The organism is Micromonospora sp. NPDC051543, assembly GCF_044454415.1.
Taxonomy (GTDB): domain Bacteria; phylum Actinomycetota; class Actinomycetes; order Mycobacteriales; family Micromonosporaceae; genus Micromonospora.
Genome location: NZ_JBITDT010000011.1, coordinates 149,330 through 163,120 on the forward strand (window position 1 = coordinate 149,330; position 13,791 = coordinate 163,120).

Consider the following 13,791-nt stretch of genomic DNA (forward strand, 5'->3'; position numbering starts at 1 on the left):
GTGGTGACGTGGGCGGTGTCGTCTTCGGGTACGCGGTGCCGCGTCCGGCCGAGCGCGCCCGTACCGATGGGGAGCCGATCCCGACCTCGCCACCCGCGCCCGACGAGTCGAGCAGCGCCGCACCGGCCGCCGCCGACGTGGCGGGCGCGGTGCCGGTCGATCGCAGCGGCTGGATCCCGGTCGGTGATCCGATGACTCTGGACCAGATGCGGGAACGCTATCCGTACCTGGACCGGGTCAACCCGCTCCGGTCGCTGCTGAACTGCGTGTTCGCGGCGATCGTCACCGATCTGCTGGTGCGCGTCGGTGGGCGGGACCGGTTCGAGGCGCCCGCGTCGGTCGTCACCGAGGTGGGGGTGCTGGGCTTCTACGCGGGACGGCCCCTGCAGGAGGTCGACGGCTACCAGGCCGTCATCGACGCGATGCGCGCCGCACCGGTGGGCTCGCGCGGCGTCCTGGTCGTCAACGACGCCACGGGCTCGGTGGCGCACTCCGTGAACGTGGTGCGTGACGAGCACGGGGTGTTCTTCCTGGACGGCCAGACGAACGCGCCCGCGACCGTACCGCCGGTGCCGTCGCGGGTCCGCTTCGTCGCCACCACGGCGGACGTGCCGACGCCTGCCGTACCGGCTGATCCGGCGCCGGCGACGGAGCCGGACCTCGCGGGATCGGACCACGCCGCGCTGTTCGGGCTGCAACCGCTCGGCGGCCCGCCGCGCGACCTCGTCGCCGCCCTGCTCGCGGCGGCGGGCCGCGACCAGGATCCGGCGTCGGTGGCGCACCGCTGGGGTACGACCGACCCCGGCCGCCTCGCCAACGGCCTCCGACTCCGGCTCGTCGTGGTGGGCGAGGACGGCGCGCTGCGGGCGTACGGCGATCCGGGGAGGCCCGAGGCGTTCGTGGCGCGCAGCGGCGGCGGCTACCTGGCGTTGACTCCGACCGCTGGCCGCGAGCCGGAGTTGCCGGGTGACGGGGACGTCGAGGCGATCGGGCAGCCACGGGGCCTGACCGGCCAGGACGGCGCGGAGCCGGTACGCGCGGTGGCGTCGGAGCTGCTCGACGCCCACGACGGCGGCCTCGGCCGGTACCGCTGGACGCTCGACGGTCACCAGGTGAACCTGAGCGCGCTGCTGACGCTGCCGTCGGTGCACCGTCACCTGCCCCGGCTGCTCGACGGCAACCTGGTGCTGCGGTCGGACCGGACCGGCCCCCGGGCGCACCGCTACGAGCTGCGGCTGACCGGTCGCCGCGCGGACGGTTACGACCTCGGCGTCGACCACCTCACCAGCCGGGTCGATCTCACCGTGACCCTGCGCCGCATCGGCCAGGTACGCGGCAGCACCACCCGCGAGTGGCCGCGGACGGTGACGCTCACCGAGGAGTTCCAGCGGACCGTCCCGCTGCTGCCGCTGCCGCCGTCCGGGATGCCGGAGCCGACGGGCGTTCCGTTCCCGGTCACGCCCGACCAGCTCCGCACCGGTGCGGTGACGGTCGGCGCGACCCGTAGCCCGTCCGACCGGGCCCGGACGGGCGGGTTCACCGACGCCGTACCCCTCGGGTTCGTGCGACTCGGCGACCAGTACCGCCTGGTGGCGCGGGCCGTCGGGGGCGCGGGTCCGGTGGAGCTGCTGCTCGACGTCACCGCCGTCGCCGAGCTGCGGGACCACTTCGCCGGACCGGGTCTGGACGGTCTCGCGTCGTACGAGCGCCCGCCGGGGTACGCGGAGCCGAACCGCAGCCTCGGTCCGGCACCGGAGGGGGTCGACAGCGTCAGGTGGGCCGACCCGTCCCTCGACCTCGACCGGCCCCGGTGGGACGCGCTCACGGCGCTCGCCCCGGACGTACCCGCCGTGCGGCTGCTCAGCTGGATCGGGGCGGTCGGCCGAGCGCCCGGCGACCTCACCGCCCTCGCCGACCGGATGGGTGTCGCCCCTCGGGCGCTGCTGACGCTCGCCGTCGACCTCGGTGTCGACCCGCGGGCGCTGAGCGTGTTCGCCAACCGTCTCGTGCGGCTCGACGAGGTGACCGTTCCGGAGCTGCGCAGAAGCCTCGACCCATTTGGTCGGATCACCGACGACGACGTGGTGGCGATCGCGGACATCGCCGGCCGACTGGGCCTCGCCGCCGACACCCTTCCGGCGCTGCTCGACTTCGTTCGCTACGCCGTGCCGTTCGACCTGCTCACCGCACTGCCGGACACCCTGCTCGACGCGGCGGTGGCGGTGGCCTGGCTGCGGCACGACATCGACACCCGGCCCGACCGGGCCGCCGAGGCGCTCGGACTCGACGACCGTGACCAGGTCGAGGACCTGGCGATGGAGTTGGGCGTGCTGCCCGGCCACCTGGCGGTAATCGCGCCGGAGGTCCGCGACGCCGTGCTGCCAGACCTGGACGTGCCCGGTTCGAGCAGGGCGCCGGTGGCCGGAAGAGCCGAGGCCGTTCGTGCGAATTTGCGCCGCAGCGGCTACCTGCCGCACGACAACGCCGCCGGCCTCACCCGTCAACTGACGCTGGCCGGCCGGCTCGGGTTTCACCCCGGTCAGCTCTCCTTCCTGCTGCCGTCGCCGCACATCGTGCTGCTGGCCCACGAGTTCCTCGCCGACGTGCCTCTGCAGCGGGTCGAACTCACCCTGCGGCTGCTCGCCGAGGACCTGACCGGCCCGTCCCAGGCGTTGCTGACCGGGCTGCCGCGCACCGAGGTCAGCGACGCCGAGCTGACCGAGTGGGCGGGCTCACTGACCAGCCTGGACTCCACCGCCCAGGATCTCCGGACCGCCGCCCGAGAGCTGCTCGACCGGTCGTGGGGCGATCTGCGCGGGGCGACGGCGCTGGGTTACCGGGTCGGGTCGTCGGCGCTGAACCGCTTTCTCGACGTCGCCCGGGTCGCGGTGGCCAGCGGCCGGCTGCCGGTGGACCTGCTCCGCATCGCGCACCGGATGAACCTGTCGGCGGACACGGTGCTGGTCGCGGCCGGTGTCATCGGCACCGACCCGCGGTACCTGCACCCGTTCACCGCGCCGCTGCTGCGCAGTGAGCTGCCCGTCTCCGACCCTGACTATGAGAACGTGGTGGAGGTCGCCGCGCTGCTGCGGACCTTCGCGGCCCGGCGCTCGCCGCTGCAGGACGAGGCGTTGCGCGTGCCGTGGATGTTCCGGCAGGCGGCGCGAGGTGCCGCCGGGGCGTGGGGTGCGGTGGTGACCCCGGCGGTCCTGACCACGGCTCTGGGCCGGTTGGGGCACGCGGAGGAGCCCGGGTCCGACACCGACGTGTTGCGCGAGCGGGGTAACGGGCTCCGCGAGGCGATGCAGCGCTTCGTCACGGACCTGCCCGCCGACCGGATCGGCCGGCTCGGTGACCTGGATGACCTGCTGAGCGGCTGGGTGGGAGGGTTGCGGCAGCTCGCCGGCTTGTATCCGGCCGTCGCGGCGGCGGTTATCAGCAGCCGGGATCGGCTGCGCAACTCCGTGGTGGCGCGCGACCGGCTGGAACGCGAGATCATCCGGCTTCTGGACGCCTCGGCGCAGCCGGCGCCCGAGCTGCAAGCGGCGTGGGCGAACCGGGACCAGGCCTTGCGGAGCCTCACCCTGGAGCCGCACGATCGGCTCGCCCGTACCCTGCCCGGGCTCTACCTCGCGGTGCTCACCGCCGACGCCCGGTACGCCCGACTGCTGGCTGCGGCGGTGGCGACGAACCTGCGACAGCGCCCCGAGCTGCGGGAACCGGACGGCACAAACCACCCGGCCGCCGCCGGCCTCGCCGGCGCGATGGAGGCGGTGGGGAGGGCGTTCGAGGAGATCCTGCACGACCAGCCGTTCTTCCAACGGCCGGACGACCTGAACGCCCTGGACTTCGACGATCGTCTCGTCAACGCGTTGCCGGACACGCATGGCAGCGCCGTGACCGGGCAGCGCTCCGGTGAGGCGTGGCTGGGGACGTACTGGACGCGGCGATTCGCCGACCCACGGTTCGATCCGTTCAACTTCCTGCTCGACCACGAGGCGCGGCCGTGGCTCGACCACCGGGCGGTCCTGGCGCTCGCCCGTGCCGCTGGTCAACCGCCCTGGAACATCTACGAGCTGGTGGCCGACGAGCTGGAGCGGACCCCGGTCGAGCTGCTGGACCCGGCCAACCGGCACGGCATCCCTCTCGACCGCCTGCTGGACTACGCCGCTCGCTGGTTCCTCGATCCGGCCGTCTTCGGGCTGCTCGACCCTGCGGCGCTGGCCGACGACGACCGGCACGCTGAGTACGCCACGCAGCTCGAGGAGCATCTCGACGCCCAGGGCAGCGCGGTTCGGCACTTCGTGCTGGCCCGGGCGACGCAGGGTCGGTTCGCCGGTCCGCCGGCCGACACCCCGCTGTTTGACGATCCGACGGCCGTGGTGCTGAGCATGGGTCTGCCCCGCGCCTGGGGAACGGGTGACCCGGTCCCACGCGCGACTCTGATCGAGTTTGGCGAGCTCCAGGTATCGCTGATCGAACTGACGGACGTCCAGGAGCCGTCCATCAGGTTGGGCGCCGAACTCGGCGTGCCGGCGATGTGGGCGGCCATGGTCGGCACGCGGGTCGGCCGGGTGCCACTGGACGTCGCGGCGCACGCGGCGCGGCTCGGGGTGGCAGACCCGCTGCTGCTCTTCGCGCTGGTCGCCGAACTCGGCGTCGACCCCGCCGTGTTCACCTCGGCCGACGGGCTACGGGGGCTCAACGACCCGGCGCCCGCGCACGACCGGTACGCGCCGGTGCATGCCCTGCTGGCGGACCCGGTCACCGGCCCGCGACTCGCCACGGCGTGGACCCGCCCCGGTGCCCGGGTCAGCTTGGTGCCGGGCGGCGACCGACCGCCCCGGCCGTTGATCGAGTCGCTGTGGCAGATCTACCGGGCGACCGATCGCGTACCCAGTGATCTCTTCCGGCTGGCGGCCAGCGCGTACCTGCACCCGGCGGTGCTCGCCGACGTCGCCGCCGATCTGGGGATGGACCCGCGCACGGTGTCGGCGCTGGCGCAGTCCCTGCCGGAGGGCCCGCAGCGAGACGCGGCATCCACCGCGCCTCGCGCGCCGCGTGTCGACCGGGCCGCCCGGGTACGCGACGTGGCGGTGGAGTGGGTGGACCGGCTCCAGCGGCGCTGGTCGGTGGCCCAGGACGAGATCGCCTCGCTGTTTCATTTCCTGCGGGGTGAGGGGCGTGACCTCTCGGTGCTCGACGACGGGTCGGCCACCCAGGTGGCGGATCTGCTGACGCAGTGGCGGGCGGAACGCGCCGCCCGGCAGGGACGCCCGGGGATCACCACACCGGCGAACTCGCTCGACCTCGACGAGGTCATCAACTCCGCGGACGCCGGCCCCGGGGGCCGGTCCACCGAGATCCCGGACCCGCCCGGTCTGCTGGATTTCCTGCGGTCCATCCCGGGAGTCGAGGTCACCGACTTCGCCGACGCCGCGCAGGCAGAGGTGGCGGCGCAGTGGCCGGCGGCCGCAGAACGGGCCGATGAGTCGTCCGACACCGACACGGACAGCACCGTGGACGCGCAGACCCCCGCACGCCGGTCTCCCACCGAACCGGGGGCGATCGGCGACCCGGACACTCCCGGACGCCCCCGGCTGCTGGCCGGCGAGATCGTCGGGCGCGCGCTGCCCGGTCTGGGCCGCGCCGGCGGCCGGGACCCGGAGCGGCTGCGACAGTGGGTGGCCGCGGTGGAGCCGGACCGGCCCGGCGACGAGGTGACGCTGAGCGAGACCGACTGCGTCGTCCGGGCGTACGCGGCGTTCGTCGCCCTGCACGGCCGCAGCGCGAACGTGGTCGACAACCGGGCCGCCGCCGCGCCTCAGTCGATGACCGTCCGGGACCTCCAGGATCTGTTGGACGGGTCGCTGACCCGGTTGACGGACTGGCCCGCCCTGGTCGACGGGCTGCGCGCGAACCCCGGCGCGCTGGCGCTGATCCACCTGCCCGCGAACGACCTGGTGCTCGCGCCGGACGCCGGCCCAACCCGGGGGCACGTCTTCTGGCTGTGGTCCGACGACCGGACCGGGACACCGACGCTGCGGGTGATCGACACGCAACGCGCCGGCCTGCTCGCCGACGAGGCGTTCGCCGGGACGCCGAGCACCCGGTGGGAGCGGGCGCTGACCGGGTACGGCGTCCGCGCGTTGCTGCTCGACGCGGACGGCCGCCCCGGCACGCTGCCGACGCCGAGGGGTGCCGGCCGGCCGCCGACGCAGTCGACGCCCGACGGTGTGCCGTCGTCGCCGCCGGTGCCGGATCGGTCCGACGTGGACGCCATCACCCTGGCGTCGCGCTCGCCCGCCGAGCCGGGCGTGCTGGGCCTGCCGGGAACGCGGCACGGGACCGGCTCGGACGCCGTCGCCGCAGCCCTGGCCCTGCCCGGTCGGGCCACCGGCCGTAACCCGGACCGGTTGCGTGACTGGGTGCGTACGGTCGAGGCGCAGCGCCCCCAGAGGGTGTTGCAGCACGACGTGGCCCGGGCGTACGGGGCGTTCGTCGCGATGCACGGCCGGGCGGCCAACGTCGTGGACAGCAGCAGGTCCCCGGACGTCGTCCGGCTCACCCTGCCCGAACTTCAGCAACTCCTCGGCGGTGCCGTGCGCGCCCTGAACGACGTACCGGGCATGCTCACCGCGCTGCGCGGCGCGCCCGGCGCGATGGCCCTGGTGCACGTACCCGATGGCGACCGCGTCTTCTGGCTCTGGTCGGACGATACCGGCGTCGCCCCGGTCGTGCGGGTCGTCGATCCCACCCACGCCGGGCTGTTGGACCGGCCCACGCCCGGCGTCCTGGAGCGGATGCTGCGCACGCCCGGCGTCACCGTCCTGGCGCTCGACGCGGACGGACAGCCCGGCGGCCAGGGCCCGGCCGGCGCTCTGCCGCCCGCCGCGCCGGCTCAGGGGACCACCGTGCCGTGGTATCTCGAGGACGGCGCGCTCGGCCAGTTCACCGTGCTGGCCGCCGGGCGACCGGCGAGCGCCCGCGTCGGGTCGGCCGCGCAGATCGCGAGGGGTCTCGCGGCCGGCCTGCCCGTCCTTCCCAGCGTGCCGGCCCACCACGCGGAGGCGATCCGGGTCGAGGTACGGCGCGAGATCGCCCGGGCGCTGACCGCGCCGGAGCGCGGCACCGGTCCGGCCGACGCTGCCTATGAGCAGTACCTCGAACACTGGGACGAGCGGCTCACCAGCGGCATCCACCTCAGTGTCGGCGACCGTCTGGTCTGGATTCTGCCGGTGCCCCGGGTGGCCCGTCCCGCGCCACCCGCACCCGAGCAGGACGCCAAGGTCTACAAGGTCAGCTTCGGTTCCACCTCCCGCGGCTGGAGCCGGGACAGCGAACGGCCGTCCGGCGGCGTCTCCAGCTGGGACACGGCTCTCGGCGGGATCAGTCGGCACCTGACCCGGGTGATCTTCCAACTGCCGGACATCACCTTCGGTAGCCAGCGCGAGCAGGGCAGCTCCGAGGGGCGCAAGGTGCTCGCCGGCCGCCAGATGTTCGTCACCGACTCCACCTCGTTCCAGGCCGGCCTGGCCTTCAAGGTGTACGTCGACGGCCGGCTCTGGGCCACCACGCGAACCCTGCCCCCGCACGAGAACCTGCTGCTCATCCAGTTCCCGACGCCGTACACCGACCCGGCGAACGGGCAGTTGAGCCCGGCCCGCGCCGACGCCGCCGTCGGCGGGTCACCGGCGCGTGTCCCGTACGCCGACCGGGTGTTCAACGCCCTGGCCACCGAAAGGTTGATCACCGGCTGGCACCGGGCGCTGCGGGAGAGCCTCGACGCGGACGCGGCCGCCGACTTCGCCCGACAGGGCGTGGCGCAACTGCTCAACGAGCGGACCGCGCTCAACCGCAACCGACGCCTGCTGCACGGCTCGGACCGTGCCACCGGCCTGCACCACGGCAGCACGACCATGTCGCTGCACCTCATGCTCCAGCCGATGAGCCTGCAACACCTCGGTGACACGCCGGACGTGGCGGTCCGCGACGACCTCGGCGTCATCGCGGAGGCCGGTACCAGCGCCGACGGCAGCCGGCACGTGGCGCTCGCCGGTGAGGTGGCGTCGTACGGCATCAGCCACCTCGCCCGTGCGCTGCCCAAGTCGGACGGAAAGCTGCCCAAGGACAACAGGTGGCAGGGCACGGTGAGCGCGGAGCTGGGCGGCAGCGTCGGACGCGATGCCGGCGTCGAACTCTCCGAGAGCGTGCTCAACCACACGGTGTTCAAGCGCACCGACGCGCAGACCCGCTACCGCCAGCAGTTCGAGGCCGTCCTGGTGACCCGGCTCAGCTCCGGTGACGTCCGGCCGGTGGTGCTGCTCGGCCTGCCCGGCGAGGTGGCCGTCTGGAAGGACCAGCGCGACGCGTACGAGCGGGCGTTGCTCGGCGCACCCGCCCACGGGCCGATCGTGGCGGTGCCACCGGCCGTGCGGCGTGTCGGCCGGCTGGTCGACGAGGCGGAGATTCGCGACCGCCTCGGGCCGCGCGCCGTCACCGTCCTCACCGGTGGTCGCGTCGTCGACCCGAAGACCCGCCGGCTGATGCCGTACGTCGAGACGCCGCAGGTGCGGGGCCGCTACCCGGCGACGGCCGTGCCCGGCGAGCCCCTGGCCCTGGCCACCCGGCGCGGCATGGGCCCGAGCGTGCCCCTGTCACTGCCCGGCGCCGAGGCGGTGCTCGACACCGCCACCGTCGGGCTGCTCGCCCTGTCGCAACGCGACGAACTGCCCGTCGACGTCATCGAGGACCTGGAGATCCACATCGGGCGCGACGCCATGGAGGCGGACCCGAGTCGATTCCAGACGGGTGACCCCTTCCAGGTCACCATCGACGGCGTTCCGTACGACGTGCTCGTCATCGCCTACCTGGAGGAGCTGCGCGACACGAGCACCTATCCCATGGACGTCAACCTGCGCGCCCTGCAGGGCAGTTCCGTGGAGGGTTCGGTCGGCACCTCCAACGGTCTGAGCGGTGGCTTCGGCGGCGGTCTGCTCGTCCCGTTGCCGCTGAACGAGTGGAAGCTCCAGCTCGGACGTGCCGAGGTGCAGGGGGAGTGGGACTGGTCCCGCTCGGACGCGTACGACGGCGCGGTCAAGCACTACCGGCGTACCGAGACGACGCAGGGCGTGACCGAGTTCCGGTATCGGGTGATCTACGAGGTCGTGTTGCGTCAGGGGACGCAGCCACGGGTCACGTACCTCGTCGGCGACGACCCGAGAGACCCGAACAACCCCGACGGCCCGGACGTCACCGCGCTTCGGACCGTGCTGCCCGACGAGCACCGGTTGGACCGGACGGTCACGCCAGGCGAGCAGGACCTGGCCGGCCGGGTGACCAACGTGAGCTTCCGGGAGTGGGACCAGGCCGACCCCATCCCGTACGAGAAGGAGTCCGCCGCCGGGGTCTTCCCCTTCCTGCCCGGCCTGCCCGAGGTCGCCGCACGCGTCGCCGACGCGTACCGGGAACTCAACAACCTGGGTCGTCGATGGTTCGAGGAACCGCTGAACTGGCCGCGACCGCTGTGGCGCGTGGGCATCGCCAGCCAGGTCGCCGGGCGTCTGGCCGAGATGACCGACGGCTACGGCTGGCTCATCGATCTGCCCGACGAGGGCGGGCACCACCAGGCGGTACGGGTGGAGATGCGGGCGTTCAAGCCCGCCCAGACCCGGCCCCCCTCGAAGGTCGAGATCGAGCACTACCAACAGTTCAGCGCCGGGCACAAGTGGTCGCACGACAGCGGCAGGAGCACCGGAGTCGCCATCTCCAGCGGTCCGGTCTTTCCACTCGGCGGTTCCGGCAGGGCCGACGACCCGACCGACCGGGTCGCGCCGTCCGACCCGTCCGGCCCCACCCGCCGGCAGGTCGGCGGCATCGGCAGCGGCGGACCGCTTCCCGGTGGTGACACCGCGGGTGAGGGCGGTCTGGGTCGCCTCGCCTTCGGTCCGTCCGGCGGCTACCGGTGGTCCCGCGAGGATGGGGTGTCCGACGAGTCCGGCTACATCGACATCACCCGGGCCACCTACGGAGGGCTCACCCAGCACTATCGCAGCGACGTCGTCTTCAAGATCACTGCGCAGCGGTGGGACGATGAGCAGGGCGAGATCCGGCAGGCCATCCGCCACGTGCGCGTCAACCTCGGCAAGGACTTCATCGCGCCGGACCGACTCGCGGCCGCGCTCGGCCTGCCCGGCGCCACCCCCGTCACGCCGTCGCAGCCGCCGGCCCATCGCCCGTTCGACCCGGAGCCCGTCCGCGCCTGGTCGCACCCGGAGCGGCTCGACGCCCGCGCCGTGCTGCCCGCCGTCACCCGCGCGCTGTCGGTCTGGAAGCTGCTACCGCGCCGCGCCAATCCGGTCGACCTGCCGCCCACGCTCCTCGTGCGCGCGCTCACCGCCCGCCTGCGGCCCGCCGCTCTGGAAGGGCAGTTCGCCACCCTGACCGGCACCGGCCTGCGGGTGTGGCAGCCGATCGTCACCGACGGGAAGGTGCGGTTCCTTCTCGTCCAGGTGACCGGCGACCTCCAACCGCCGACCGCGGATCTGCCTCGCGACGACGTCGCCCTGACCGAACGCAGCGAGGCGGTGACGGCGCACTCGACCGACACCGCGCACTCGGGCACCCTGCACGTGGGCGGCCGGATGCGGGCCCGTGGCGAGATCGCCTCGAAGGCGGACCTGGCCGGCGAGTTCCGGGCCGAGTGGCAGCGCACCACCGGCGTGGGCAGCGGCCTGGCCGACGAGACCAAGGACATCATGCGGCTCGGCATCAAGCAGTCGCACGAGTTCACCCAGCCCATCACCTTCCGGGTCGACATCGGCCTCACCACCGAACTGCCGGAACTCCTGCGGTTCCTCAGCACCGCCAGCGCCAACCTCCTACGCGCCCTGGAAGGGCTGGTGCGGCGCGACGCCGGCTCGTGGAGCCGCTGGTCGGCCGACTCGCCGGTAGTGGGCCGGGCCGAATGGTGGGTACGGACCACCACGATCACCGACATCACCGGCGACGGGCGGCTCGTCGTCCCGGCGTACCTGACGATCGCGGACACGCCCCCGACCTCCACCGGCCCGGCGGACGGCAGTTGGGCCCCGGCCGGTCCGTCCCGGCCGGCGGCGGTGCCGGCGGTCCGGGTCGAGCGGGGCCCGCGCCCCGCGCCCCCCACCCTCAACGCGACGGTGCTGGCCGACCCCACCTTCACCCCGCAGTCGATGAGCGCGATCGCGGCAGCCGCCCACGCCTGGGCGAAGCTGGTCACCGAACCGCTGCGGACGTGGCCGGACGTCTTCGACGAGGACAACCCACCCCAGATCGCCCGCAAGGGCCACCTCAGCTCCCTGGAGCGCGCGGTGGCCCACCACACCTCGGACCGCCAACTCAACCGGCGGTTCGACGAACTTCTCGAACACCGGTACCGGGTCGGTGACACCGGCATCCGGCTCGGTCTGGACCTTCGGGGCTCGTCGTTCAACGTGGACCTCGCCCCGGATGGCACGGTGCAGCCCCGCGGCTTCGTCCACAAGGGCCGCAACTACCGGCAGCGGGACACCAGACCCAGCTACGAGGTCTCCGAGAGCACCAGTTCCTCGGTGGGCGGCGGAGCGACGCTGCGCGGCACGGGCGGCAACGTCCGGACCGGCCCGGGTGGCTCCGGGTACCGCGGCTTCGGCGGCGGCCGGGGGTACGAGGGCGAGACCAGCAACGTCGGCGAACGCAACAGCGAACGGCGAGCCCAGTACCACCTGATGCGCTACGACGCGACTCTGGTGATCTATCCGCCGGGCAGTCCGGGTCACCGGCTGCTGATCGACCGGGACGGTGGGCTGTTCGCCGTGACGACCGTGCGACCGGACACCACGTACCAGCCCCCGGCCCGGTTCGCGCCGACGGTCGTCGACCGCGTGCAGGGCATGGAGCTGGGCAGCCGCATCGACACCGCGCCCACGGCCCGGATGGCGGCGCCGTCCCCGGCCCGGCTGGACGAGCCGGCGTTCCGGCGGACGGTCGACGAGGTGGCCGACGCCGGCAACGCGGCGTTCGTACGCACCGGCCTGCTGTCCCTCGCCGAGTGCCTCGCGCTGGCCGAGCGGATGGTCACCCGGCTCTACCCGTCGGCCACGCCGGAGCTGCACGCCCTTCGCCCGAGCCGCACCCGGGAGGCCGACGCCGCGACGTCCTGGCTGACCGGTCAGACCGACTGGACGCCCGTGGCGGGTTGGCACACGGTCGAGGCGGACCTGCGCGACCGGCCCGGCACGACGGCCGTCGTACTGCTGCAACGACCGAACCAGACCGTGCACCACATGTTGCTCGCGCACACCCTCGCGGACGGTCGCGTGCTCTGGGCCGACCCGGGCCGTCCGCCCGGCGAACGGGTCTTCGCGAATCCCGGGCCGTTCGCGGACGCCCGGTTCGAGTCGGCCGTCGCCGCTCGGGCTCTCGTCATCGGCGCGGACGCCACCGTCACGCCCGGCCGGGCCAGCCCGGAATCCGCGTCGACCGCGCGTGCCCTGGTGGACGCGCCGCTGGGCCACGACGTGCGGGGCAGCGTCCCCACCCGGGCCACCGCGCGGCCCTCGGACGCCCCCGCGCCGCCGTCGACTGGTGAGACGCCGGCGGCGCGTCCGGCAGCCGTCGTCGACGCCGAGCCGCCCGCGCGGGTGGCGGTCGACGTCCAGGCGGTACGCGCCACCCTGCGCGACCGGGCGGCCGCCGGCGACGACCCGATCCCGTACCGGACGGGTCCGGTCCTGACCGGCGCGGACGCCGCCGGCCTGAGCCTGACCCTGCGCACGGCCGGCCCGGTGGACCTTGCCGAACTCTCCGGGCGGCTGGCCGACCCGAGCACGGTGACCACCGAGCCGGACGGCCACGGCGTGACCCTGCGCCTCTCCGACACCCGCGACACCTGGGCGGACCTGCGGGCCGTGGCCCGCCACGTCCGGGCATCCGGTGCGCGGATCCGGTCGGCCACGGTCGACGCCGTGCTCGGGCCCGACGAGCACACCGCGCTCGCCGCGTTCGTGTCCACCCACCACGCGGCCCTCGCCCGGATGGTCGGTGTCACCGAGGCCACCGTCGACGCGCTGCGCGCCTCGATCAACTGGACGAACCTCAACCTCGGTGTCCTGCAGGCCCAGATCCGACTGGTGCACGCGCTGCGGGGCGCCGGTCGGGCGGCCGCGCCGGCGTGGCTGGGCAACCACCACTACTGGTGGCACGACGACGAGCCGGCGGTCGTGTCGCACGAGGCACGCCGCCTCCTCGACGCCGTCGCCGCCGTCCTGCCCGACGACCCCTCCGACCTGGTCGCCCTCGCCCTGCTCGCCGACGACGTGAACCACGGACCGGCGGTCCCCGTTGGTCAGTCATGACGATCCGCATGATCTCGGCCGACGGTGGCCGCCACGTGCTGGCGGAGGATCCCGCGGAGCTGCTCGCCGAGCTGATCGACGGGTACGCCCGGTTGCCGTCGCGGCACCGCCGCGCCGCCCGGACCGCCCACGCGGAGCGCTCCCTCGCCCGGATCCGGCAACGGTTGCTCGCCGGGTTCGGGCCGGATGCCGTACCGCCGACGGTCCTCGTCGACGTGCACCGCGCCGAGGTCGGCGGGCAGCACCGCGACGACGACACGATCTGGTTGGACACCGATGACGACGAGCGCTACCTGCGCTCGCTGGCCGCCGCCGGGGAGATCTTCCTGACCGTGGGGGAGGGGCATTCGCGAGGGATGTCCCCCGACTTCGCGGGGGCGAGCGGTGACGACACCCCGACCGCCCGCGTGCGCTGATA

2 protein-coding genes are annotated in these 13,791 nt (G+C 74.0%); both read left to right on the top strand.

Annotated elements, in window-relative coordinates:
• The first annotated feature begins 8 nt into the window (after window positions 1-8).
• Window positions 9-13,373 (top strand): toxin glutamine deamidase domain-containing protein, encoded by a 13,365-nt coding sequence (locus ACIA3K_RS21245; RefSeq protein WP_396803116.1) that lies wholly within the window; start codon window positions 9-11, stop codon window positions 13,371-13,373.
• Entirely contained in the window at window positions 13,370-13,789 is a 420-nt protein-coding gene (locus ACIA3K_RS21250; protein ID WP_396803118.1) for a hypothetical protein, read from the top strand. Before ACIA3K_RS21245 ends, ACIA3K_RS21250 begins: the two co-directional genes overlap by 4 nt.
• Window positions 13,790-13,791 lie beyond the last annotated feature (2 nt).